22 protein-coding genes, 1 other RNA gene and 2 pseudogenes are annotated in these 24,510 nt (G+C 28.2%); 15 read left to right on the plus strand and 10 right to left on the minus strand.

All coding sequences use genetic code 11. The features are described from left to right. Positions 1–438: sensor histidine kinase (locus OCHUTO_RS02190; RefSeq protein ID WP_045797214.1), on the plus strand; the 438-nt coding region annotated here is incomplete at its 5' end. Here the strand turns inward: OCHUTO_RS02190 and OCHUTO_RS02195 are convergent. Continuing rightward, positions 404–668 (minus strand): annotated as a pseudogene (locus OCHUTO_RS02195) (conjugal transfer protein TraD). The gene OCHUTO_RS02190 and the pseudogene OCHUTO_RS02195 overlap by 35 nt on opposite strands. A gap of 98 nt (positions 669–766) precedes the next feature. Here OCHUTO_RS02195 and OCHUTO_RS07065 point away from each other — a divergent pair. Further along, positions 767–995, plus strand: a pseudogene (locus OCHUTO_RS07065) (MobA/MobL family protein); the annotation flags it as partial. A 975-nt stretch (positions 996–1,970) separates the two neighbouring features. Here the strand turns inward: OCHUTO_RS07065 and OCHUTO_RS06775 are convergent. The 4 genes from OCHUTO_RS06775 to OCHUTO_RS02210 form a co-directional block, all read right to left on the minus strand. Then, on the minus strand, positions 1,971–2,102 hold the full coding sequence (locus OCHUTO_RS06775) for a hypothetical protein (RefSeq protein WP_269745476.1): 132 nt from the start codon (positions 2,100–2,102) through the stop codon (positions 1,971–1,973). A gap of 457 nt (positions 2,103–2,559) precedes the next feature. Next, positions 2,560–3,705 carry a DNA-processing protein DprA gene (dprA, locus tag OCHUTO_RS02200; RefSeq protein ID WP_045797215.1) on the minus strand — a complete coding sequence of 382 codons (1,146 nt, stop codon included), beginning with the start codon at positions 3,703–3,705 and terminating at the stop codon, positions 2,560–2,562. Between the two features lie 38 nt (positions 3,706–3,743). After that, positions 3,744–4,346, minus strand: a complete 603-nt coding sequence (locus OCHUTO_RS02205) for a peroxiredoxin (RefSeq protein WP_045797216.1) — start codon at positions 4,344–4,346, stop codon at positions 3,744–3,746. Between the two features lie 531 nt (positions 4,347–4,877). Continuing rightward, on the minus strand, positions 4,878–5,543 hold the full coding sequence (locus OCHUTO_RS02210) for a queuosine precursor transporter (RefSeq protein ID WP_045797217.1): 666 nt from the start codon (positions 5,541–5,543) through the stop codon (positions 4,878–4,880). 833 nt (positions 5,544–6,376) lie between these two features. On the opposite strand from OCHUTO_RS02210, the gene OCHUTO_RS02215 reads away from it, so the two are divergent. Then, positions 6,377–7,159 carry a cytochrome c1 gene (locus OCHUTO_RS02215; protein WP_045797218.1) on the plus strand — a complete coding sequence of 261 codons (783 nt, stop codon included), beginning with the start codon at positions 6,377–6,379 and terminating at the stop codon, positions 7,157–7,159. A gap of 833 nt (positions 7,160–7,992) precedes the next feature. Here the strand turns inward: OCHUTO_RS02215 and OCHUTO_RS02220 are convergent. Beyond that, positions 7,993–8,706 (minus strand): thioredoxin domain-containing protein, encoded by a 714-nt coding sequence (locus OCHUTO_RS02220; RefSeq protein WP_232296943.1) that lies wholly within the window; start codon positions 8,704–8,706, stop codon positions 7,993–7,995. A 537-nt stretch (positions 8,707–9,243) separates the two neighbouring features. Here OCHUTO_RS02220 and yajC point away from each other — a divergent pair. Together yajC and secD are read left to right on the plus strand one after the other, a co-directional pair. Further along, positions 9,244–9,609, plus strand: coding sequence for a preprotein translocase subunit YajC (gene yajC, locus OCHUTO_RS02225; RefSeq protein ID WP_052694616.1), 366 nt, complete (start codon positions 9,244–9,246; stop codon positions 9,607–9,609). Beyond that, positions 9,606–11,177 (plus strand): protein translocase subunit SecD, encoded by a 1,572-nt coding sequence (secD, locus tag OCHUTO_RS02230; RefSeq protein ID WP_045797220.1) that lies wholly within the window; start codon positions 9,606–9,608, stop codon positions 11,175–11,177. Before yajC ends, secD begins: the two co-directional genes overlap by 4 nt. A gap of 59 nt (positions 11,178–11,236) precedes the next feature. Here secD and tsa22 read toward each other — a convergent pair whose 3' ends face one another. Continuing rightward, entirely contained in the window at positions 11,237–11,848 is a 612-nt protein-coding gene (gene tsa22, locus OCHUTO_RS02235) for a major outer membrane protein TSA22 (RefSeq protein WP_045797221.1), read from the minus strand. A 152-nt stretch (positions 11,849–12,000) separates the two neighbouring features. Between tsa22 and OCHUTO_RS02240 the strand changes: the two genes are divergently transcribed. The 10 genes from OCHUTO_RS02240 (at position 12,001) to rnc (ending at position 21,697) form a co-directional block, all read left to right on the plus strand. Then, complete coding sequence (locus tag OCHUTO_RS02240; RefSeq protein ID WP_045797222.1) at positions 12,001–12,804, plus strand: methyltransferase domain-containing protein; 804 nt, start codon at positions 12,001–12,003, stop codon at positions 12,802–12,804. Between the two features lie 90 nt (positions 12,805–12,894). Then, positions 12,895–14,310 carry a dihydrolipoyl dehydrogenase gene (lpdA, locus tag OCHUTO_RS02245; RefSeq protein WP_045797223.1) on the plus strand — a complete coding sequence of 472 codons (1,416 nt, stop codon included), beginning with the start codon at positions 12,895–12,897 and terminating at the stop codon, positions 14,308–14,310. Between the two features lie 108 nt (positions 14,311–14,418). Beyond that, positions 14,419–14,513, plus strand: an RNA gene (gene ffs / locus OCHUTO_RS05145) — signal recognition particle sRNA small type. A gap of 37 nt (positions 14,514–14,550) precedes the next feature. Beyond that, on the plus strand, positions 14,551–16,239 hold the full coding sequence (gene dnaX, locus OCHUTO_RS02250; protein WP_045797224.1) for a DNA polymerase III subunit gamma/tau: 1,689 nt from the start codon (positions 14,551–14,553) through the stop codon (positions 16,237–16,239). Next, on the plus strand, positions 16,236–16,787 hold the full coding sequence (locus OCHUTO_RS02255) for a YbaB/EbfC family nucleoid-associated protein (RefSeq protein ID WP_045797225.1): 552 nt from the start codon (positions 16,236–16,238) through the stop codon (positions 16,785–16,787). Before dnaX ends, OCHUTO_RS02255 begins: the two co-directional genes overlap by 4 nt. Positions 16,788–17,028: 241 nt before the next feature. Then, complete coding sequence (locus OCHUTO_RS02260) at positions 17,029–17,742, plus strand: metal ABC transporter ATP-binding protein (RefSeq protein ID WP_045797226.1); 714 nt, start codon at positions 17,029–17,031, stop codon at positions 17,740–17,742. Beyond that, a complete protein-coding gene (locus OCHUTO_RS02265) occupies positions 17,723–18,520 on the plus strand; it encodes a metal ABC transporter permease (protein WP_045797227.1) in 798 nt (265 codons plus the stop codon). The genes OCHUTO_RS02260 and OCHUTO_RS02265 overlap by 20 nt, the downstream gene beginning before the upstream one ends. 113 nt (positions 18,521–18,633) lie before the next feature. Continuing rightward, a complete protein-coding gene (map, locus tag OCHUTO_RS02270) occupies positions 18,634–19,422 on the plus strand; it encodes a type I methionyl aminopeptidase (protein ID WP_045797228.1) in 789 nt (262 codons plus the stop codon). A 736-nt stretch (positions 19,423–20,158) separates the two neighbouring features. Beyond that, the gene (gene lepB / locus OCHUTO_RS02275) at positions 20,159–20,899 is read left to right on the plus strand and encodes a signal peptidase I (protein ID WP_045797229.1); all 741 of its coding nucleotides are present in this window, start codon (positions 20,159–20,161) and stop codon (positions 20,897–20,899) included. Between the two features lie 72 nt (positions 20,900–20,971). Further along, positions 20,972–21,697 (plus strand): ribonuclease III, encoded by a 726-nt coding sequence (gene rnc / locus OCHUTO_RS02280; protein WP_045797230.1) that lies wholly within the window; start codon positions 20,972–20,974, stop codon positions 21,695–21,697. Between the two features lie 925 nt (positions 21,698–22,622). Here the strand turns inward: rnc and OCHUTO_RS05745 are convergent. The 3 genes from OCHUTO_RS05745 to OCHUTO_RS02290 all read right to left on the minus strand — a co-directional run bounded on the left by OCHUTO_RS05745 (position 22,623) and on the right by OCHUTO_RS02290 (position 24,365). Next, positions 22,623–22,760 (minus strand): hypothetical protein, encoded by a 138-nt coding sequence (locus tag OCHUTO_RS05745; RefSeq protein ID WP_156961275.1) that lies wholly within the window; start codon positions 22,758–22,760, stop codon positions 22,623–22,625. A 287-nt stretch (positions 22,761–23,047) separates the two neighbouring features. After that, the gene (locus OCHUTO_RS02285; protein WP_045797231.1) at positions 23,048–23,632 is read right to left on the minus strand and encodes a PRANC domain-containing protein; all 585 of its coding nucleotides are present in this window, start codon (positions 23,630–23,632) and stop codon (positions 23,048–23,050) included. Then, positions 23,616–24,365, minus strand: a complete 750-nt coding sequence (locus OCHUTO_RS02290) for an ankyrin repeat domain-containing protein (RefSeq protein WP_045797232.1) — start codon at positions 24,363–24,365, stop codon at positions 23,616–23,618. Before OCHUTO_RS02290 ends, OCHUTO_RS02285 begins: the two co-directional genes overlap by 17 nt. Positions 24,366–24,510 lie beyond the last annotated feature (145 nt).

The raw sequence follows: 24,510 nt of genomic DNA on the forward strand, positions 1-24,510 counted from the left end.
ATTCAAAAAGAGTCTCTTGATTGCAAGATAATCAAGAACACTCTATACAAGCTTATAAGGGAATATCAGATGTTATTCCTACCCACATCCCATGAAAAAATTTATTTAAATAATCTATTAGAAAAAGCAATTGCTGATGTAAGGAATAATGAATCAAAGTTCTCTATTACAACTGATTATGACTATGAAAAAATTTGTATGATTGGATATAGGCATGAAATACAGCAAATACTAACTCAACTGCTTGATAACGCAAATAAATTTGGAAAAGAAGACAAAACAATTAAAGTTGAATTACTAAATCCACAAATACGGGACAAAACACTGCAACTCACAATTCATGATAATGGCAAAGGTGTAGAAGAAAAAATAAATAGCGCCATTAAGGAGCAGATTTATTTTGCTACTCCTTATCAAAAATATTCTTACCAATTTTAGTCCAATGATCTTGAACAGTTGGATGTTGTGTTAAAGTATCCTTTAGATAAATAAAAGCACCAAATAGACTGTTAGTAGGTAAATGATCTAGCTTTAACAGCCAAACCACCAATTTCTATAAGATGTCTAGTGCGCATTCTACGCTCTTTATCTTTTAGATTAAGTTCTTCCATTATAATTTTAGCTTTTTTTTGCTGAAGACTAAGTTTCTGCTGCATAAGATTTACCATGTTAGTAATGAAGAAAGATAACAGGCAAGAATATATCAAAATAAAATTCCAGTAAAGAAACCGAACCTACCAAACCAACATCAAATAAATACAGTAAAAGTAGAAGCAAAGGAAGAGATAGTTGTTGTAAAGCAGCGTATAATGCACGAATTTTTGTTAAAAATGAACAAACAAATACAAGTTATAATTTTTCTCGCAAGAAAGATAATGTATACCATACAGTGCTGCTACCAACTTATGTAAATCAAAAATTTAAGAATGTACAAACATTAATGAATGAAACGTACTGAAACAAGAAGAAATAGCCAATTGTTAAAAGATGTGGTATTTTTTATTTTGCAGACGCAATGTTGTAATTATTTGTCTAGAACTAATTCTTTTATTACTGCTAATTTTTATAAGGTCTGAAACCTGTTCTGCAATTTTATACTAAATGCCTCAGCAATATTTTCTTTTGAAATTGTAATATTTTTTTTAAGCAAAATAACTCAGGCAAATCGAACTAATATTGAAATCGCTCAAAGTATACTAAAAAAGAGATTGTAATATTGAAATTGCTCGAAAGTTAAATATGTTAAGTGGCAAATTACAGAATATATGGCTTCCTTGACAAAATCAGCAAATAAAATTTACAGTCAATAAATAGTTGAGAATCAAAGAATACTAATAATATATAATATTATTAGTAGTATTTTTGAATAGCTTATTCCAGCTATTATAGCAAGATTGATAGTATTATCAGATAAATATGAACTATTATTACTACTTTATCCTTTCATGAGACTTTAATTAAAATAACTTCATAAACCCCATGTTGTTAAGCTATTTTTATTTACAATTTACCTCTCTATCAAAACTTTCTATCTAATATTTCTTAATCCAAAACTGAAGTATTAGTCACTGAATTAGTATTTCGCTATTTATGGCTACATCCAACCACACGAGTTCTTCTTATGTTTTTGCATTGTTTTGGCATATCAGCTTCCTATTTGCATGTAATTTATACGTCAAGAAAAAGTTATAAATTATCTTGCTCGTATATACTTATACTTCCTTTCCCCTAATGTGTAAGATGTTTAATAAATACTAATCCTTTTCCTAGTTTTTTGATAGTTGTGTTAATTTTAGATTTTCTAAATACCTAATACATAACATAAAACAACTCTGTAGTACTTACTCTATGCCCATATCTTAGCATGCTCATTATATCGAAATATTAAACTTGAGTTAAAGAAGTATATAAATCTGTACCTCGAATATAAACGTAGTTATTTTTTTAGATAAACTATTAACTTTTCATTTTTAGTAAATGCTAAGTTTGCTATGGCTAACTCCATTCCTTAGGGCTAATTTTTCTCTCCAATGATAATCCTCTAGGTATTTCCTTGCTCCATCATGGGGCTTAATAGCAAAAATTTCATATAACATTGGCATAGTAATATTGCTTTAATTCTAAATCCTTTTATCTCTCTTGCTCTGGCGGTGAATTTTTAATTCTTATCTTTCGACCTTTTATTATTGCTACAACTATTTATTTACTAGAGGTTGAGTATATTTTGGCTTCTTTCTTCTAAGAATATTTTGTTTCAAAGCTTTAGAAAGATTCTCCTTATTACTAATTTTACTATGCTGCTTTAATTGTGTTTGAGTGTTATTTTTATGCATTAAAATCTTTAACTGAAAAATGTTTCATCAATAAATAAAGTTGTAGCAAAATATATTACCAAGATTTCATCACAAGGTATTAAGTTACCTTGACTTAAATAACATGTCAATAACAAATAGAAGCTTTTTTTACTATATACCTCAGTCTTGGATTAGGATTTTTAATATAAGGGTTAACAAAAATTTTTCCAAGATAGAATTCCATGAAAACAAGTATCTTTAAAATTTAATTGTATAAAAGAACAATTTTATTTCCTGAGCAGCGCACAACTATACCTGCTAATTCAAGTTCTAAAATAATTATATTAACTACACTAGTTGGCAATTCGGTTTGTTTAACAATAACTTCGATATCTAATGGCACTGAAGATAACATATTTTTGACTGTTTCTCGCTGAACATTACTGATAATAGTGGGTTTATAGGTACTAGTATATTGCTCTAAATTTTCTTGATCATAACAATTGCTATTATGATCAAGGTTATATGCTGGTAATTGCTCAATAATATCATCAATATTTTCTACTAAATAAGCTCCATTCTTAAGCAACTGGTTGGTACCTTGATATCTTGGATCATATGGAAATCCAGGAACTGCAAATAGTTCTCTATTATATTCAAGTGCTAAGCGAGCAGTAATTAGCGAGCCAGATCTTAAGCTTGCTTCTATAACTAGTGTTCCATATGATATACCGGCAATAATTCTATTGCGTTGAGGAAAATGTTTGCTAAGTGGCGGACTGTTAATTGGTAACTCAGCTAAAATAAGACCTTCATTGGCAATTTTATGATATAAATCAATATTTTCTTGAGGATATATATGATCAATTCCGCCAGCTATTACAGCAATAGTATGAGGCAATGCTGATTGATGAGCAGCAGTATCTATTCCTCTAGCCAGACCAGATACTACTATGATTTTGTTATCTATCAAATTTTTAACAATATTTTTAGTAAAAACTATTCCATTTAAAGAAGCATTTCTTGATCCTACTACAGCAAGAATGATATGATTAAGTAACTTAATGTTTCCTTTATATGTAATAACTGGCGGATGATCTGGGATATGTAATAACAGTTTTGAGTATTCGGAATCACGATATGTAAGAAGATGAGCATTAATTTTTTCTAACAATTCTATTTCTTGCAATGCTTCTAAGTTAGTATAAGTTTTTATTGGCCTTTTCTTTCCTCCTTTTAGAGAAAAATCAGCTGCATATTGTAGAGCAGTTTTAGCACTACCAAATAATCTTATTAACTCAAAAAAAGTCCTCGGACCTACATTTTCACTTCGAGCTAAACGTAAAATAAAAATTTTTTCTTCATCATAGCTTGCAGAAGAACAACTGTTATAATATGTCCCTTTAAACATATATTAATAGCAATTTATAAAAACTTGCTAAAACTTAGTTATAACTTCTCGGCATTTGAAGTTAAAAAATGAGATACACCATCTAAAGTTGACTCCATACCTTCATCTCCTAAATTCCATCCAGCTGGGCAAACATCACCATGCTTTTTATGAAAGTCTATTGCATCAATTATTCTTAAACTATCTTCAACTTTTCTTCCTATGCTTAAGTCATTAATAGTAACATGGCGTAGTATAAAATCTTGATCAATAATAAATGTTGCCCGAACCGCAATTCCATCCTCATTTAATACATTATAGGCCTTAGAAATATTCTTATTTATATCTGATACTAATGGAAATTGTATATCGCCTATTCCCCCCCTATTATAAGGCATAAGTTTCCAAGACTTGTGCGAGAAAGGAGAATCTATACTAATTCCAATTACTTCGGTGTTTCTTTTTAGGAATTCGCCATATCTATTGTTAAAAGCAATTATTTCTGTTGGACAAACAAAAGTAAAGTCTAAAGGATAAAAAAACAATACTACCTTACGACCTGATAATTCTTGTTTTAAATTAAATTTTTCATGAATGCTATTATTTGCTAAAACTGCTGCAGCGGTAAAATCATAAGCTGGTTTTCCTACAAAAATTTCCATATCTACTATCCTATAATTTAATTTTATAAAGTGCTTATTTATATATAGAATAATATGCTGTAATTTAAAATTCTGCAACTAGAATATAGAAGTAGTGTTTTTACCCAGAAATCTCAACTTTGGATTACGAAGGAGAGTAAGTAGAAGACTTAGAGAGGTAAATTGTGAAAAAGTGTCTTAAATAAGATGGCTTATAAAGAATATCTGATATTCTTTATAATACTGTTTTATAGATAATTTTTTTAAAATGTAGCAATGATGGATTAATGTCTATATTATCTGATAATACTATAAAAGCCTACTAGAATACCTAGAATAAGCGATTCAGAAAAGTATATAGTATTATTATACTATTAGTACTCTTGCCAAAACTTTAAATATTTTTATATAAACTATCTACAATTATATAACCCTAACCTTAATGTACCTTCATACTGCTGTTTTATTGCACTAATTTTAGTGGATACCATTTGATATATTTTATTTAATCTTTAAAAGAATATTCTTTTCTTTTATATAGAGAAAATATTTTTAATTCATCGTAAAATTTTTTGCTAGTACAGTTACTACTAGATAAAATAATGGCGTACTTAATACAGAAAACAACAATTTAAACAAGTAGCTGTTAAAGATTAAATTATATACTGTCTGAATAGGTAGAATTTTAAATATATATAAAAACCCTATTACAACACATGTATCAACAAACAAAGAAATAGCAGTACTAACATTATTTCTGATTAATAAATATTTTCCCTTAGTTAATGATTTTAATCCTAAGTATATTTTGACATCAATGATTTGCGATATATAACTAGCTAGTACTGAACCAACAAAAGCTATATTGTACATACCAAACATTTGATCAAAAATATCATTATTAATTTTAGACCAACTAGTTGCATTTAGTAAACTGAAAATTTTAATTATAATAGCAACAAATATATTCATCACTATAGCCAATTTAATACAATATTTCGCGGAATTTTTTCCGTAAAATTCAGCTATTATATCTGTAATTAGAAAACTTATAGGGTATAATATAGCTCCTACAGATAGTTCAAAAACATACAGTCCAAAAAAATGTAAATAAACAAATTTTTGATAAACCATATTGTTAGTGACAGCTAATACAGAAAATAAGACACATAATGCTATATATAATTTGTTTTGATCATTATTATGTTTAAGATACATAAATTTTATAATTTACTATTTCAATTAACGCAACATTGTTTTAGCTAGAAATTACATCACTAATAAAGTGAAGTTAGTTTTTTCTTGACTTGTAACAAGCCTTAGAAGAAAGGTTACTATTTTTTATTTAGTTATAATTAACTGTAATTATATCAGCATTATTTGTCAATATTGACCTAAAAGTTAAAAAAATATAAAAAGATGATTTTTAATATTAAGATAAAGAACTAGTAGCTGTACTAAAGATAACAGTACTATTCAAGTTCAGAATATAATATATTTAATATTCTAGCTTTTAATACAATAAAACAGCACTATAAAAGTACATTAAGATCAGATTTGTATAACTGTAAATAGCGCAAAATACTTAAATAGTTTTTACAATGATACTTAAAATACTTTGTCAAAATCTCTGAATAGCTTATTTCAGGCGTTGTATTTTATTATTAGATAAATTAAACTATGATAAAGCAGTGTAGAGCTGTTATATCTTTTTCATTTTATATTCTCTCTTTAGTAATTTTTAAAATCTTCTATGTATAGTATTTCTTATCCTTTGTAAACCATTTCCTTAAACTATTAAATTCACAATTTACATCTCTAAGATCTATACCTAATCCTTCCTAATCTAAAACTCAGGTTATTAACAGTAAGTTAATTATGCTTAATATTTAATAATGCTAAAACTTTGGTTAATAAAAAATTTGACGAAAATTTTTTTGCTTTATTAAAACTCTTAATAATATTGCATAGAATAATATAAAAAACTATATTTGTTATGCAATAAGTAAAAAGATATTAATAGCGATATTAAATATAAAGTTTTAAAGATAATGCAGCAAATAAGGATTTTTATATATTTAATAATACAAATTGTAGGGCTTGTTGTTTTATCAACAGCATATGGAGAAGCTTTGATGCCTAAAAAATTAGATTGGCCATTTAATGGTATTTTAGGTAAATTAGATGTTCAAGCAGCTCAACGAGGATTTAAAGTATATAAAGAAGTTTGTTCTGCTTGTCATAGTTTGAAATATGTTTCATATCGAAATTTAGCAGATATTGGCTTCTCTGAAGATGAGATTAAAGCTGTTGCTGGAGAGTATAACTTTCAAGATGGACCTAATGATCAAGGAGAAATGTTTGAGCGCCCTGGATTACCATCAGATCAATTTTACAATCCATTTCCTAATGAAAAAGCTGCTAGAGCAGCGAATGGTGGTAGTTACCCAGTTGATCTTTCATTAATAATAAAAGCTAGAGAAAAGGGAGCAAATTATGTTTATTCTCTTTTAACTGGGTATATTGCTTCCCCAGAAGGTTTCAGCTTAGAACCTGGACTGTATTATAATCCTTATTTTTCTACCCAAAAAATAGCTATGCCACCACCTCTAACTGATCAACAAGTTAATTACAGCGATGGTACTAATAGTAGTATTGAACAAATGGCTAAAGATGTAGTAATATTTTTACAGTGGGCTGCAGAACCTGAAATGAAACATAGAAAGTCTCTTGGGTTAAAGGTAATAATATTCCTTATTATTTTTTCAACTATATTTTATATTGCAAAGGAAAGAATTTGGTCAGATGTTAAAGATGATAAACCTAAAAATTAGATATGAAATACTTTTAATAAATTATTGTGTTGAAATTGTTAATTATTAGATAAACCAGGAATATAGTCTTTATCACTTGTGCTAAAAAAGCTATAACAAAAAATAATAGAAGAAATATATTTCGGTATTACTAATGCAAAAAAATTCTTATTTATTTTTTTACCTAAGTTTGATATAAGAATAAAGTCTATATTACACTTGGTTATTAAACAGCTAATCCATATTATGCTTTTTTAACAGCAATTTTTTTATACTAATTTGTTCAATAATATACCTACTTGAAAATTACTTAGTTAATCTTAGATTGCATGTATTTCTCGATCATGAGTTCAACTACTAAATTAAAAATTAGTGTAAAATTTTCTAAATTTTTTATTCTCTCTATTTTCTACCTTTTGCTTTAGTTTGTTTGTAATATTGGCAAATATAATTAAAGTTGAGAATTAATTACTCAAATTAATAAAATTTAACTTAAGTTAATTAATATGTTCTATAAAGTGAAAAAGTTAACAAAAATCAATTTTTTTTCTTTCTTTATATTTGATGTACTTTGAAGCTTGATCAGTAGATAATGTTATGCAGCAAAAACTTAGTCTTAAGCTATAAAAAAAGCTAAAATTATAATGGAAGAACTTAATCTAAAAGATAAAGAACCAAAAATAGCACTCGTCCATTTTATCAACATATAGTTTTTAGCTGCTTATTCTTTCTTCTGTTTCATTGTGATATACTATCTTTATAATAATACTATAGTTTATAGACAGCAATTTCCTCTATTGTGCTAAAACCTTCAATTGTAGTCCTGCTGTCGTATACAATATTAATCATTACTTTTATTTTTTAGTATTATCTACCTGCTGTTTTTCAACTATTATTGAAATCTCTTTAATAACATCTTCTATTTTTATTATTTGTTCATCATTAATAACAGCAATAATACATGGAGTCCCATCAAAAACTTCATCAAACTTACTAATATTTACAGAATTAAGCATTAGCTGATGAGATAATTCTTCATCTTTAAAACAATCAAAAAACTTATTTTCAGTAAAGCCGCTAATTTTCCCTATATTTTTCAGCCAATCCATATAATTTTTGCTAAATACCCATTTATCTTGTTGTTCTAATAATACACTGTGAAACTTATTCCACATTAATGGTCCGCCACATCTAGATAGCATTGCACCATCTAAATCTTGTTTTGAAGTTATAAACTCCCGAGTAATATAAGCTATTTCATTTGTATCAATAAATTTCTGCTTAATTTGAGGAAAAACTTTTGTGTGATAACGAGCACAATGATAACACGTATATGAAAAATATTCAAAAACCTTAATATTAGATTCTTTATTTCCTAGAATAATATCATAATTATTAATTTTTAATATTGATTTTATATTTTCTAATGAATTAATATTTTCATTATCATTAGTTTTACTAGTATTGTTATCTTTATCTTCAGAAATAACAGCTTGTTGAGAGTTATTATACTGATTAATATCTTGATTAGATTTATGTTCTACTAAATTATTAGATTTACTAAACACATAGTATACCGCTAATATAGAAGTTATAGCAAATATGTAAAAATTTCTGTGAAAGTTCATATTTTTATTTATACTAGGTATTTAATTTTTATAATCTTAAGTTATAGTTTTTTGTTCTTTGAAATATAAAAAATTTGTACACTAACTTAAAGTAGTATTATTATATAATAATGCAATTTTCTATATATGTGAATAAATTTTTATATTCAATCTCTATTGTTAGTTTATTTTCAAAAAAGTAAATAATTACTATATAGATAAGTAGGGGCAGTAAAATAACTCTTCACAAAGAAAACATATATATATAAAGAATAAACTCTTATTTATATATAAACATTCAATTACTAAAACTATATTCAGTGTATTAAAATGCTATTTTGAGCTTGAACATAAGACATATTATAGAATACTTTCATTTATATATTATCTTCAATTCTTCAATCTTAATTTAAAACTGAGGTAAAATTAGTGCAAAATGTTAGATTTTATGGTAAAAGCTTAAATAGCTAATATCGAAAATAAAAATATTAAATAATTATGTCACAGACCATCGATAATACTACCAGCACTGCAACAATAGATAACACAATTAATGATGATAAGTCAATTATGCACTGGGAATGGATTAATATAGTACCATTAGTTCTAGTTTTTACAGTAGTATACTTCTTATTAATTAGACCTCAAGAAAAAAAACGAAAAGAACATGAACAACTTATTCGTACTCTAAAAAAAGGCGAGCAAATTATTACCACTAGTGGTATATATGCTGTAATTATCAATGTTGATGAAAACAATGATACTGTATTGCTTGAAATTGCTCCAAATACTAGAATCAAAGTTTTAAGAGCTGCTATTGCAAATGTAATTAATGGAAAGACATCATCGAAAGGTAATAAATGATACAATTCTTATTTAATAAGATATCTGCTACAGTATTAATTACAATTATAGCAGTTATCTTTGTAATGCCAAATTGTTTTGATACTACAAAGTATCAATGGCTACCTCAAAAAACTATTAATTTAGGGTTAGATTTAAAAGGTGGATCTTACGTGCTGCTCAAATTAGACTTTGATACTTATATTACAGAGCAGTTAAATGTTATGGCTGGCAATATTAGAAAGGAACTACGAAATAATAAAATAGGTTATAAAGAGTTAAAAACTCAAAGGCAGAATATTAATTTAGAGTTACGAGATAGCAAAGATTATTCTAAAATAGAAAACTTAATCAAGAAATTAGAACCTGGTATATCAATTAAGTTTAACAAAAATAATCAGTTAAAAATTAGCTTTACAGATCATAAATTATCAACATTAAGAGAATCGTTGATAGAAAATAGTATGGAAATAATAAGAATGAGAGTTGATGGTAGTGGAACAACTGAGGCAAATATTCAAAAATATGGGGATAACAATATAATACTAGAAGTGCCTGGAATAGAAGATCCTAAACATTTAAAAACTTTAGTTACCAAAATAGCAAAACTCACTTTTAACATTGTAGATAGTGAATCTAGTATACAAGATCAGCATGTTCATAAAGAGTTAATGTTAGTTAAGGAACAGAACAATCCAAAAAATCAACTATTGGTAAAAAAGCAACCAGCAATAAGAGGTGATTTGCTCAGCAGAGCAAACGTAAGTTTTAATAAATATTCTCAACCAGTAGTTTCATTTGAATTTAATAGCTTAGGAGCTAAATTGTTTGCTAATATTACAAAAGAATATCAGGGAAAACGGTTGGCTATTATTCTAGATGGTAAATTGTTAAGCGCCCCTGTTATTACTGAACCAATATTAGGAGGAGCAGGTATAATTTCTGGCAATTTTACTATTGAATCAGCTAAAGAACTTAGCTTATTGCTTAAATCTGGAGCTTTACCAGCTGCATTAAGTGTTATAGAAGAAAAAACAATAGGGCCAACTCTTGGCAGTGATTCTATTCAGTCAGGAAAATTGTCTGGTTGTATTGGGTTCATAATAGTAAGTATTTTCATGCTATGTACGTATGGTATTTTAGGATTATTTGCCAATATAGCTTTATTTTTCAGTTTACTATATATAGTAGCAATATTGTCAATATTACAAGCAACACTAACTTTACCAGGAATAGCTGGTATAATACTAACTATTGGCATGGCTGTTGATGCTAATGTATTAATTTATGAAAGAATACGAGAAGAATTGCAAAAAGGAAATTCGATTTTATATTCTATTAGAGAGGGATTTAAATTATCTTTTTCTACTATTGTTGATTCTAATATTACTACTTTATTAGCAGCAATTGTGCTCTATATATTTGGTACTGGAGCAATAAGAGGCTTTGCTATAACATTAGCAATCGGTATTGTATCTTCTATGTATACAGCAACAATTATAACTAGGATTTTAATAGATTTATGGGTTAAATATAAACTTCCAATAAAGCTAAATACCTTAGCTTTATTTAAGAAGGAAGTTAAGTAGATAAATTAGAGAAATAAAATTTTATACTTTGGAAGTAATTTTTTACCTATAAGAAAAATTTATCTTGATACAGAAGTATCCTTTGCAGATGAAGGTGATACTGCTGGTGTTGATGATACACTTGATGATGATAGGCTAGCACTACTTTGCAGCCCTGCGCTAGCAGCTTGAAGCTGAGCTATACCCTCTGCTCCTAAAGCAGCTTTAATTCTGTCTTCAGGAGAAGAAAAATGTACTTTTTGTACCTTCTCTCCAGCTTGAACCATATCCTTAAGACTACTACTAATGTCTTTCACCCCATGAGTAACAGCTTGCATGCTGTGCATTGCTCCTGCCAAACCTGTGTCTTTCATACTTTGAAAAGCTTGAACAATTGCTGTAGACTCTTTAAGTGCTGTTTGCACAAAATTTACCATCTTGCTTATCAATTCGCTGAATTCATCACTCATAAGAAAATCCTTGGCTTTCATTGCCCATCTTTTTAACTTTTGCAATGTACTTTCTTTCTCTTCTTCAGTTTGCTTAGACATCTCGCCAAGTTGGGCTTGAAGTTCTTTGCTTTCTTGTTCAAAACCTACTTTCTGTTCAGAAGTAAGAGCTGAATTTTTAGATGCTGACTCAACCGCTCTATCCATACTTTCTTTAAGATCAGTTAAAGAATCCTTGCCCATAAGATAACTCCTTGTAATAACGCAATATTATTATAAAATATACTTAAATAGTGTGCTGTGCAATAAATTAATGTAATTTAGCATTAATAACTTAGTTGCTGCACATAATAATTATACATATACTGTATTTTGTTTCAAGCTGTTTTATTACTATGAATTATATTTTTGACCGTAATGCTTATAGAATGCAGCGTAATATTAAGACTGCTAACGAAATACACAATTGTAGCTTTCTACTTAAATTTTGTGCAAATGATATAATTTGTCGACTTAGTCTAATAAATCAACAATTTAATAGTATTTTAGATTTAGGAGCAAGAAGTGGAATTTTAACCAGTAGACTGAAAAAAAACTATACTAAAGCTAATATCTTTGCTTTAGAAATAGCAGAAAATCTTATAAATAAAATTTATGATAACGATATAATAAAAGTAATTGCTGATGATGTAAATATTCCATTTGCAAACCAAAGTTTTGATTTAATAACATCTTTGTTGAATATACACTGGGTAAATGACTATCATCTATTTTTAAATCAAATTCTACAAGTTTTAACTGATGATGGCATTTTTATTGGATGCTTTTTTGGTGAAAACACTCTTAGCTTTTTGAGAAAAAAACTAATAGAAATCGAGTCTACTTTACAACTTCCACATACTCCACATATTTCACCATTTATAAGGGTTGATGATACAGTAAAATTATTTCAAATAGCTGGATTCACAGTAATTGTTGATATTGAAACAGTAGAAATAGAGTATAAAAGCTGTTTAGATTTAATGAGAGAACTAGGTAATATGGGAGAAGCAGCAAAATTTACCCAGTGTCAGTCAAGACTACCCAAAAAATTACTACGTTTTATAATGACTGAACAATTACCAATTAGTGAAAAATTCGATATCATTGCATTTATTGCTTTTAAAAAGCATAAATCACTAAGTATTAAAGATTTTTAGCATATAATTAATTCTAGACTTTTTATATTACCACAGTTAATTTAATGTATTGTTTATTTAGTTTGTTTTTTATTACATGAAAGAGGAAAAATGCAAGAAAGTTTTGATTTAGTAGTTATTGGTGGCGGACCAGGGGGATATACAGGAGCAATAAGAGGAGCTCAATTAGGTATGAAAGTTGCATGCATTGACAACAGAAGTACTTTGGGCGGAACTTGTTTAAATGTAGGATGTATTCCTTCTAAATTTCTGCTTCATGCATCTAAAAAATATGAAGATATTAAAGCTGGGTTTAACGATTTAGGAATCAATGTAGGAGAAACAAAATTAAATCTACTAGATATGTTGAATAGTAAAAATAAGAAAATACAAGAGTTAGGAAGTGGTATCAGTGGATTATTTAAAAAGAATAAGGTTAGCCATTTTGTTGGTACTGGAAAAATTATTAGTAATAATGAGATTTCAGTTCTAACTTCCTCAGGAGTTAACAGCATTTATGCTAAAAATATATTAATTGCAACTGGATCAGAAGTTGCTAGTTTAGCAGGTATTACGATTGATGAAGAACATATAGTCTCTTCTACTGGAGCTCTTAGTATCAAATCTGTTCCTAGAAAAATGCTAGTAATTGGTGGAGGATATATTGGTTTAGAGCTAGGATCAGTATGGCGTCGATTAGGTGCAGAAGTAATAATAGTTGAACGTGGTAACAGAATAGCTTCAGCAATGGATCATGAGCTCGGAAATTTGACACAGCAAGCATTATCAAAACAGGGAATAAAATTTAAATTTCATACTAAAATTATATCAGCAGTGGTAAAAAATAAAACTGTTGATGTTGTGCTGCAATCAGATAACGGTAATAACACTCAGGAAGAAAAAATTAATGTTGATGTAGTATTAATCTCAGTTGGTAGAAAGCCTTATATTAAAAACTTAGGTTTAGAAAATGTTGGAGTAAAGCTTGATAAACAACTTAGTACTATTGAAGTAAATGAGAAATTTGCAACTAATATAAATAATATTTATGCAATTGGTGATGTTATTAGAGGCCCGATGTTAGCACATAAAGCTGAGGAAGAAGCAATAGCAGCAGTAGAAATTATAGCTGGTCAGGCTGGACATGTTAACTATAATGTTATACCAAGTGTTATTTATACTTTTCCAGAAGTTGCATCAGTAGGATACACTGAAGAACAACTTAAAGAACTTGGTATTCAGTATGTTACTGGTAAGTTTCCGTTTTTAGCTAATAGTAGAGCTAAAGTTATATATAATGATACTACTGGAATGGTAAAAGTTTTAGCATGTGCTAAAACTGATTCAATCCTAGGTGTTCATATTATTGGTCCTGATGCTGGTACTTTAATTGCTGAAGCTGCTATAGCTATGGAATTTCATGCTGCAGCAGAAGATATAGCTCGTACTTGTCATGCTCATCCTACTCTTAACGAAGCATTAAAAGAAGCAGCATTAGCAGTAGATAAACGAAGTATTAATTATTAATATGCTATTTAGCATAACGTGCTTAAAGAGAATAATAAGTTTATAGTTAAAATCATCTCTCAAAATATTATTTTGAGTTGCGTTAAAAATCAAATACATCTATACTGATAATAGCTAGTATAGGTACTGACCTTGCAAACCCAGTCAGGTTTGAAAAAAAGCAGCTGTAGCAAGTGCTCAGTAGGTTATGCTAGCAGTTTTTATGTCTTTATATAGTTTCCCATAAAATTAATTAAATTAATGTCAGAAAAGCAAAGTAACTATGTAGTTTGGGCTAGAAAATATAGACCTACAGCTATGGCTGAGCTAATAGGACAGGAGGTATTAACTAAGGTTCTAACTTATAGTATGATTACTAGTCAACTATCTCAAGCCTACCTATTGAGCGGTATTCGTGGCGTAGGAAAAACCACTACAGCTAGAATTATTGCTAAAACAATTAATTGCTTTCAGCCAGTAATTACTTCAAAGACAATATCTGCTTGTAATAGCTGCAATAGCTGCATTGCTATGAAAAATAATAGCCACCCTGATGTGAATGAAATTGATGCAGCTAGTAGAACTGGAGTAGATGATGTAAGAAGAATAATCGAGGATAGCGAATATAAGCCCCTAATTGCAAAATATAAGATATTTATTATTGATGAAGTACATATGCTTTCTAAAAGTGCATTTAATGCATTGTTAAAGCTACTTGAAGAACCACCAAAACATGTAATTTTTATTTTTGCTACAACTGAAATTAACAAAATACCATTAACAGTAGTTTCTAGATGTCAAAAATTTGATTTAAGGAGATTGGATGTAAATGATATTGTTCAAATTTTAAGTAATATCTTAACTAAGGAAAATATTAGTTCTAGTAAAGAAGTATTAGAGTTTATTGCTGTTAAAGCAGATGGATCTGCAAGAGATGCAATATCATTGCTTGAGCAAGCTAGAGCACTGATGCAAAATAATACAAATGCTGTTAGTAATTCTGAACCTATAGAGATTAGTTTAACCACTGTAGAGCAGATGTGTGGAGCATTAGATCTAGGAAAACTAATAAAGTTACTATCAATAATTATTGAAAAAAATGCAGAAAAAGGCATTAATATTGTTACAGACTTGTATATAGGCGGCTCTGATTTTGTAATATGTAATCAAAATATACTAGACTTGATTGGGTACCTAATCAAGGTAAAAGCTATAGATGGTTATGCTGAACCAATTTATTCAAGCTATAATGATGTAGTTAATTCTATTATCTCAAAATTAACTTTAGCAAGATTAACTGTAATATGGCAAATATTTAGCAAATCTATTCAAGAACTAAAAATCAGTCATAATCCAAGGCTATGTTTTGAAGTTACAGTTATTAAGGCAATCTATAGTTTTGAATTACCTACTCCTATTGATGCATTAAGGCAAATTAAAACAGAACTTACTGATACTAAATCATCTAATGTAAATTCTTCAACTGTTGAGTCTTTACCTACTAGCATAAATAAATATAAGTTACAATCCTACAGTTGCTATTCTACTGCAAGTAATGAAAAACAGCTGTTAAATAAATCTAACAATAGTAGTAATTACTTGACAGTTTTAGTAAATTTTTTAAAATATCTCAATCAAGTTGGAGAAATTGATCTTTATTATTACTTGATGAATGAAGTATCGGTTATTGATATTACTAAAAGTGAAGTTGTCTTAAGCAATAAAGGCAGTAACGCTAAGATGAATAACAAATTGAAAATATGTTTATACAAATGGAAGCCTAATAGTTGGAATATTGTAACCTTAAAAAATGATACTAAACAGCCATTAAAAGCAGAACTAATTCAAATGTTTAAATCTTCTAAAGCATGGAATTTGATAACAACTAACTTCAAAGAAGCTAATGTTATAGATGTTATAATGAATGAAAGACAGCTAGTTAATATATGAGAAAATTAAGGCAGATATTAAGGAAAGTTGAAGATGTTCAAAATCAATTTTCTCAGAAAGAATACAATGGAATTGCTATAGTTGAGAACAAAGAAGTAATAAATGTAATTTTAGATGGAAAAGCAAATATCAAATCTATTTCTGTAGACTTAGCTTCAATTAAGGATGTTACAAGTGAAATATTAGAAAAACTGGTTATAATATCTTTTGTTGATGCTTTTCAGAAAATTAATACAGAAGCGTCTAAGTTAATGTCAACTATGTTAGGTAAATTAAGCAGTAAGCTATCTAAGATGAAATATCCTCAGCCTGATAAAGTAGAATCTTGTGAATCTGAGTTTAGTGGCAGCGCTGGAGGAAATTTAGTTAATATCGTACTAAATAATCATGGTAACATTAAATCTATAACAATAGATCCATCTGTAATTAATGATCAGGCAATGTTAGAAGATTTGCTTGTAGTATCTTATTCTAATGCAAAAAGAAAATTTGATGCTGAAACTTCAAGTTCAATGTCAGAATTATTTAGTGGTAAATCAATATTCTGAATTTTGCCATAGCTAATCAAGTTTAGATTTATATGATAGCTATTTTATTAATATAAAACATTGATCATATAAATCAAAATTTTTTATTATTATGTTTAGTAAATTACTTTCATTATGCTATTTTAATTACATATATAGCATAAAATGAAGAATGTTATGCTTATAATTTTAAGCACATAAGTTGATAAATTATTATTAATAATAAACTTCTTGGCTAGCATAGTAAAAATAGTTTTATAGCATGGTAATAGTAGAATTTAAACAAGTATCAAAATCTTACCGTTGTAATTATCAAGCAATTAATAATATCAGCTTCAAAATTAGCGCTAATGAAATTACTACTTTAATAGGACCAAATGGTGCAGGAAAAACAACGGTTGCAAAGTTGCTACTTGGAATTGAACAACCAACGTCAGGAGATATTGTTAAACAAAGTAGAATATCAGTATCGTATGTTCCTCAAAAAATCAACTTAAATTATAACTTACCAATCAACGTATCTGAATTTCTATTGCATGTAACTTCTGGCTATCAAAATATATTTACTCAAGTAATGGATTTTATTAATTTTGAGATTATAAAAAACACGCAACTTATAGACTTATCTGGAGGCCAAATGCAGAAAGTAGCTATAGCTGCTAGCTTACTAAGAAAATCTGATTTAATAGTTCTAGACGAACCTACTCAAGGCCTAGATGTTATAGCACAACAACAACTGTATGATTTATTGAAGGAATGCAAACAAAAACATAAAACAACTATATTTATAATTTCACATGATTTACACACTGTTATGTCAAATACTGATCAGGTTTTGTGTATTAATCAACATATATGCTGTAGTAGATATTTATTTAAATATTCAAAGAATAATAAAGAAGGAACTAATAATTTAACAAAATTAGGTTCTCAAATAGGAATATACTCTCACAATCATGACCACACTCATAATTAATCTAATTATTGCAACGGTGTTAATAAGTATACTGCTTGCATCACTTGGGTGTGTAATATTATGGCAACGTTATACAAGTTTCAGTGATGGGCTAGTGCACTCTTGTGTATTAGCTGGAAGTATAGTCACTATATTTAATTTGCCAACTTTAATTTCCGCATTTTCAGTAGCGTTAATATATTCTGGAGCAATTCTTTTTTTTGATAATAAAAACTATAATAAATCAACTATAGTTTTTATTGTTTCAAATGGTATGCTAGCTTTATCTGCTATTTTAGCAACTATTGTTCCAGGAGCTCCGACTATCTCTAGTTTACTATTTGGAGGAGAATTTTTGTTAATAAACTCATCTGACCTAATAATCTTATTTATTTTATTATTAATAGTAGGAGTTTTAATATATAAAAATTTTAAGACAATTATATTAATGTCTCTAAATAAGGAACTTGCTATGATTACTTTAGAAAGAAGTCCTAAGATTGTTGAAATGATATTCTTGCTTATTTTATCAACTGTTATAATTATTACTGTAAAAATATTTGGCAGCTTATTTTTAACTGCATGGCTTGTTATTCCAGCAGCAACAGCAAGAATAATCAGTAATTCTGCTGCTAAGATGATAGTTTATTCTAATTTAATATCTTTAGTATTTAATCTTACTGGAGTAGGAGTATCATTATGTTTTGATACTCCTACTGCAGCAACAATGGTATTTATCAATTTCTTAGCTTTTACTTTCTTTTTTATTGTATTTAAATTATTAAGGTATAAATATTAAAACTGTATAATACTAAAAGCCAAAACAGCATAAAATTTAATTCTTTGAATTTTATTTGCAATAATTTTTAGTTTTTGTAGTTGTATAATTCTTAATTAAAAAAAATTGATAGTATGGAGTTAGCTCAACAAGAATTTATAAAAAAAATGCGTATTGCCGGTAAAATTGCAGCATCAACTCTAGAAATGATTGAACAACATATTCAGCCAGGAGTAACAAGCAACATTTTAAATAAAATCTGCCACGATTATATTATATCACATGATGCAGTACCAGCTCCTTTAGGATACAAAGGTTTTCCAAAGTCAATATGCACATCAGTTAATCATGTAATCTGTCATGGAATACCAAATGATAAATTATTGAAAAATGGAGATATAATAAATATTGACGTATCTTTAAGTAAAGATGGAGCTTTTGCTGATACTTGTAAAATGTATTTTGTAGGTCAACCATCAGTTATGGCCAAGAGGATAGTACAATGTGCACAAGAATGTTTATATTATGCTATTAATCAAGTAAAAGACAATGCAAGTATAAGAAATATAGGTAGAGTTATTCAAAAAAATGCTAGGAAATATGGCTATTCGGTAGTAAGAAATTTTTGTGGGCACGGCATTGGTAGAATGTTACATCAGAATCCACAAATTTTACATTATGATGATGCAAGTTATGAAAATCAATATATGAAAGCAGGTATGACTTTCACTATCGAACCTATGATCAATGTTGGTAAACCTGATGTAACAATTTTACCTGACGGATGGACAGCAATTACTAAAGACCGTTCTTTATCAGCACAATATGAGCATACATTACTGGTATTAAGTGATGGGGTAGAAATTTTGACATTAAGAAATGAAGAAGATCTTAGTCATATCAAAAGTTTTATAAAAGTATGAGTATGTTCTTAGTTGTTATTATAAAATCTTATGTTAAATAACCTTATTGTCAAATAACAAAGTAGTATACTTGGTTAATTTACAAATAGGAGCCATATCATCTACATTTTTTTAGTTAGTTTAAGTTTTTGGATTTCTCCTTGTTCATTAATTAACAAATGTAATTTTGATTCTAAAAACTAACATTTACTAGTTTTGCAAAGAGCTATAATATTTAACTTTATTTCTAAAAACGATTTTGATGGATGGCAGACAGCGATTGATGTATATTTTATACAGGATAAGTTAGTATCTTTCTAAGATAAATACCATTCAAAGGTTTTCAAGAATCTATTGTTCAAATCTCTGAATAGCATATTCCAGGTATTATAGTAGTCTTTTTACAGTATTATCAGATAAATATGAACATTACTCCATTATAAAACAGTATAAAGTTGTTATATTTTTTTCATGAGATTCTATCTTTGATAATTTTTTAATCTTCCATAGAATATCCTTTATTCTTTGTAAAGATATTTTTCTAAAATTTACCTCTTTAAATCCTCTACTTAACACAAAACTGTGGTTATTAGGATTTTTTTTAAATAGTAAATATTTGTAATAATTTAGTTACTCAATCTTTTCTATGTATGTATATTTTTACTCTTTCTAGAATTGATACTTGTAAGTAAGTACTATAGTATGATATGTTAAAAAAAATAAAAATTATTTTTAAAGCTATTAGCTAGTGTAATTTATGGCAGAAGTTAGGGCATTTTTCAAAGAATGCGGTATACTAATACTGATAGGAATTTTAGTTAGAATAATAATTTTTGATTTAAACTATATTCCAAGTCCTTCTATGGTGCCTAATTTATTACCAGGTGATTATATTTTTACAACTAAATATAGTTATGGATATAGTAAATATTCTATACCATTTAATTTGCCTATTTTCCAAGGTAAGATTTTTGCTTCAGTACCTGAACGTGGCGATGTAATAGTATTTCAACCACCTCATGATTTATCATCTGAAAAATATATTAAAAGGTTAATTGGATTACCTGGAGATATGATACAAATTATAGATGGCCAGCAAATTTTTATTAATGGAGTTCCTCTTAAGAGAGAGTATATTGGTAAATATCTTGATAAGAACGGTGTCGAATATGAGCAATATTTTGAGATACTACCTAACAATGTTAAATATTTAACTCAATTTCTTGCAAAGAGAAGTCGTAACATAGGTCATATTGCTGTGTTTAATGTCCCAGAAAACCATTATTTTTTTCTAGGAGATAATAGAGATAATTCAGCGGATAGCAGATTTGATATGGGTTATGTGCATCTCGACAATTTTGTTTCTAAGGCTAGATTTATTTGGTTTTCAGCAGCAAAAAAAATATGGCCAGAAAGCAATAATATTTTGCATATAGTATCAAATATAATACCTTGGGTAAAATCAGTAAGATATGAGAGATTTTTGCAAAAAATATAATATAAAATTCAATAAACTATAAATATGCTTTTTTGCAAATGGTAATGATATAAATTTAATGCAAATGCTAATATGAATAATAATAATCAGCATAATACATTATATCAAGTTGATGACTATACAAAGCTCAGTAAACTTCAGTCCAAAATTAATTACAACTTTAAGAATATTGATTTGTTAATTGAGGCATTAACTCATCCTTCTATTAATCAATATGGATATACTAAAAATTATCAAAGGCTAGAGTTCTTAGGAGATGCAGTACTTAATCTTGTAATATCAGAAGTATTATTTACAGATTTTAATTGTTATAATGAAGGAAAATTAGCTAAGAGTAGAGCCTCTCTAGTATGTAATGAATCAATTTGTCAAGTTGCTCAAAAAATTAATTTGCATGAATATATCATAATGACTGTAAGTGAAGAAAAGTGCGGAGGAAAAAGCAATAAAAATAATATTGAAAATGCCATGGAAGCTATTATTGGAGCTATTTATTTAGATGGGGGCATTTGTGCTATAAAGGATGTTATCAAATCACTATGGCAGATATTAATCAAAGATAATGAATTGTATTTAATATCTGATCCAAAAAGTGCTTTACAAGAATGGACTCAAAGCAAAAACTTAGGTATTCCAACCTATAAGTTATCATCAAAAACTGGTAAAGCTCATAACCCCTTATTTGAAGTTATGGTTAAAGTTAAGACATTGACACCTCAATATGGTAAAGGTAAAACTCTAAAAATAGCTCAAAAAAATGCAGCACAACTTATGTTATCGACTATTTTGATAGACTAATTTTTCAGTTAATTTTCAACTATTCACTGTATTTATGCCTACTATCATATAAAAGTGATGATTTGATGCTTATAATATAAAAGCATCTATAAAACATAGAGGATATGCGTGATTCTTTAATAATATCAATGATTATTGTAGTTACAAACAAAACAATAAAAAAAATTTCCGCCTGTAAGCCAAGTAATCATAAACTTGCTGATTTTATTTACTAGTTTCACCAAACCAACCTTTAATTATACCATAAAATCTCAGTTTTGATAGGAATTTTAGAATTATAAGAGTTTTGGAATTAATAGAAGGTTTAGTATGATTAAGGCAATGAGCAGCAACAACTAAGGCAGATATAATCTATAGACGAAAAATACTCCATACTGAACTGTGTCTTATATAATCAAGTTCAAATTTATATACTGAATACAGTGTCAATAGTTGAACGTTTGCATAGTAAAGTTCTTTCAATTAAAAACAAGAGTTCATTTTTATGGTTACTAGCCTCAGTCTTCAATTGTAAATATCAAAAAAATTTTTGTCTTAAATAGCATTTAGCACTGAATAACATACCATTAATAACTTAGTTAATTCAGAAACTCAGAAATACAACAGGAAACATATTATTTATATTTTCTTTATTAAACTATTTATAATATTTCCATCTACCTGGTTCTTCCTAATCTAAAACTTATGTTTTATACAAAATACTGTATGTATTTTTTACTGCTAATATATCATAGAGGTGATAATTTACTCTATTAAGTAATAATTTAAAATCCGTAGAAGCAAGCATTTTTTAATAAATAAGATCTTTTTCAAAAAAAGCAAATGTAATTTGCTAGCAGCATTTGATGACGCTATTACACTGTGATTTCTACTTCATGTTTTAAGCTATAATCAGATTTTTAGCAAAATCTTAACAGTAAAAGCCTTATTGTTCATTTAGCAAATTAAGTTCTTGTAATATCTGTTTTATAGCTGTATCAATATTGATTTTTTCTGCTTGAGATAGTCCGTTAACTTGACCAAATTGCGGTACTAAAGTTTTTAGTGTTATGGCCTTCATCATATAAATTTTATGAGCAGTAAAGTAGTTGCAGCTTTAACTATCTTTGTTAAAGCATATAATTATGCAACACTATTATATCCAAAAAAGATTAGTATGATTTAAAGGAATAATATTGAATAAATATTCAAGGATATAAACTTTTATTGAAACCATTTTCTCTTCCATTCTTCCATAAAAAAAGGCAGATGTAATACTGTATACTTTTTATAAGCATTACCAATGATGCCATCCAAATAAAACTTAGCAATATAGACTATAATAAGCTTCTACTACTCGAACTGCTTTCTTTAGCTCGTGCTGCTGCTAGCTCTCCTACAGCTGAATGGGCTTTTAACACTTTCATCAGATAATTTATCTAAATTTCTTTCTTCTTCATTCTGAAGACAGCAAATTGCTTTTAAGTGATCATTACCTAATGACTCTAGTATTTTATATTTCAATTCATTTGGTAATATATTCCAAGATGGAGAATATTCTTGACATCTTGGTATTTTACTCTTCATTTCAGTTGATAATTGATCTAAAGATGCAGGATTTTTTGAATGATCTTCTTGACTAGCATCATTTAATATTTTATTTACTGCTTCATTTGCTTTAACTGCACTGAGCAATAATCCAGATCTTATTTGTAGTTTGGAAATAGAGTCCTCTAAATCATGTTTATAGATGCGTAATTGGTTTTTACAAGTCTCAAGAATAGGATTATTAACACACCTTGCTGGCATGTTACCACTTTTGAAACAAACATCAAAAATAGTGTAACTATTTCCACCAATTTTAGTATTTTTAGTTTTTGATATTTCTTCCTCGCATTCATTTTTAAATAGGTCAAGTGCTTGTGATGCTAATACAGTGTTACATATGGGATTCATTTTCTATGAAAGCATCTACATTAGTAATTTCCGGATTGGTATGCTTTAACTTAATAATATGAGCAACCAGTAACTTCATCATGTCTAGACATTGACTTGGACTATTAATAAATTCAGTACAAGCACTCTGGAATGGAGTAATACCAACATGATCTTTCGAATTGATATCAGCATTATAATCTAACAAAAGTTTTATAGTATTAGTTTGGCGTCCAAAAACAGCATTATGCAATGAAGTACTAAGTTTATAATCCCCTAAATTAGGATCAGCTCCATGCTTCAACAAAAGCCTTGCTATCTCTGTATTTCCCGTTATGGCAGCTGCAGATAAAGGATAACTGAAATCACTTAGTAAATTAACATTAGCCCCATGAGCCAATAAAAGCTTCACGATTTCCTCTCTTCCTTCATAAGATGCCCAGTATAACGGGCTACAGTTGTGAGAATCTTGTAAGTCAACCCTAGCTCCATGATTCAGCAACATCTGCGCAATATCTGTATAACCATACCTAGCAGCATAACGCAAAGAACATTCCATACTATTATTTTGTAAATTGACCTCAGCCCCATAATCTAGCAGAACCCTCACAATACTTATATGACCATATAGAGCAGCATAATGTAAAGCAGAGCTTCCATTATCGTCTACCAAATTGACATTGATACCTTCTTCCTCAAGGAGTCGTCTTACTTCATCAATATTTCCAGATTTAGCAGCTTCATGTAAATTCATAGTTACTCAATATTACTTCCTAAATATTATCTTTGTTAGTTAGCAAAAGTCCTACAGAACTATATGCCAGTAACATTATAAATTTAGTATGCAGGTAGTCAATCATAAATTGTATTAATACTCATCTATATTAGTTACTAACTTA

The sequence above is a fragment of the Orientia chuto str. Dubai genome (assembly GCF_000964595.1).
Lineage (GTDB): Bacteria > Pseudomonadota > Alphaproteobacteria > Rickettsiales > Rickettsiaceae > Orientia > Orientia mediorientalis.

Bases quoted from the DNA above. Each gene is read 5' to 3' on its own strand.
- OCHUTO_RS06775 (WP_269745476.1), bottom strand. From the start codon at position 2,102: ATGCCAATGTTATATGAAATTTTTGCTATTAAGCCCCATGATGGAGCA.
- dprA (WP_045797215.1), bottom strand. From the start codon at position 3,705: ATGTTTAAAGGGACATATTATAACAGTTGTTCTTCTGCAAGCTATGAT.
- OCHUTO_RS02205 (WP_045797216.1), bottom strand. From the start codon at position 4,346: ATGGAAATTTTTGTAGGAAAACCAGCTTATGATTTTACCGCTGCAGCA.
- OCHUTO_RS02210 (WP_045797217.1), bottom strand. From the start codon at position 5,543: ATGTATCTTAAACATAATAATGATCAAAACAAATTATATATAGCATTA.
- OCHUTO_RS02215 (WP_045797218.1), top strand. From the start codon at position 6,377: ATGCAGCAAATAAGGATTTTTATATATTTAATAATACAAATTGTAGGG.
- yajC (WP_052694616.1), top strand. From the start codon at position 9,244: ATGTCACAGACCATCGATAATACTACCAGCACTGCAACAATAGATAAC.
- secD (WP_045797220.1), top strand. From the start codon at position 9,606: ATGATACAATTCTTATTTAATAAGATATCTGCTACAGTATTAATTACA.
- tsa22 (WP_045797221.1), bottom strand. From the start codon at position 11,848: ATGGGCAAGGATTCTTTAACTGATCTTAAAGAAAGTATGGATAGAGCG.
- OCHUTO_RS02240 (WP_045797222.1), top strand. From the start codon at position 12,001: ATGAATTATATTTTTGACCGTAATGCTTATAGAATGCAGCGTAATATT.
- lpdA (WP_045797223.1), top strand. From the start codon at position 12,895: ATGCAAGAAAGTTTTGATTTAGTAGTTATTGGTGGCGGACCAGGGGGA.
- dnaX (WP_045797224.1), top strand. From the start codon at position 14,551: ATGTCAGAAAAGCAAAGTAACTATGTAGTTTGGGCTAGAAAATATAGA.
- OCHUTO_RS02255 (WP_045797225.1), top strand. From the start codon at position 16,236: ATGAGAAAATTAAGGCAGATATTAAGGAAAGTTGAAGATGTTCAAAAT.
- OCHUTO_RS02260 (WP_045797226.1), top strand. From the start codon at position 17,029: ATGGTAATAGTAGAATTTAAACAAGTATCAAAATCTTACCGTTGTAAT.
- OCHUTO_RS02265 (WP_045797227.1), top strand. From the start codon at position 17,723: ATGACCACACTCATAATTAATCTAATTATTGCAACGGTGTTAATAAGT.
- map (WP_045797228.1), top strand. From the start codon at position 18,634: ATGGAGTTAGCTCAACAAGAATTTATAAAAAAAATGCGTATTGCCGGT.
- lepB (WP_045797229.1), top strand. From the start codon at position 20,159: ATGGCAGAAGTTAGGGCATTTTTCAAAGAATGCGGTATACTAATACTG.
- rnc (WP_045797230.1), top strand. From the start codon at position 20,972: ATGAATAATAATAATCAGCATAATACATTATATCAAGTTGATGACTAT.
- OCHUTO_RS05745 (WP_156961275.1), bottom strand. From the start codon at position 22,760: ATGATGAAGGCCATAACACTAAAAACTTTAGTACCGCAATTTGGTCAA.
- OCHUTO_RS02285 (WP_045797231.1), bottom strand. From the start codon at position 23,632: ATGAATCCCATATGTAACACTGTATTAGCATCACAAGCACTTGACCTA.
- OCHUTO_RS02290 (WP_045797232.1), bottom strand. From the start codon at position 24,365: ATGAATTTACATGAAGCTGCTAAATCTGGAAATATTGATGAAGTAAGA.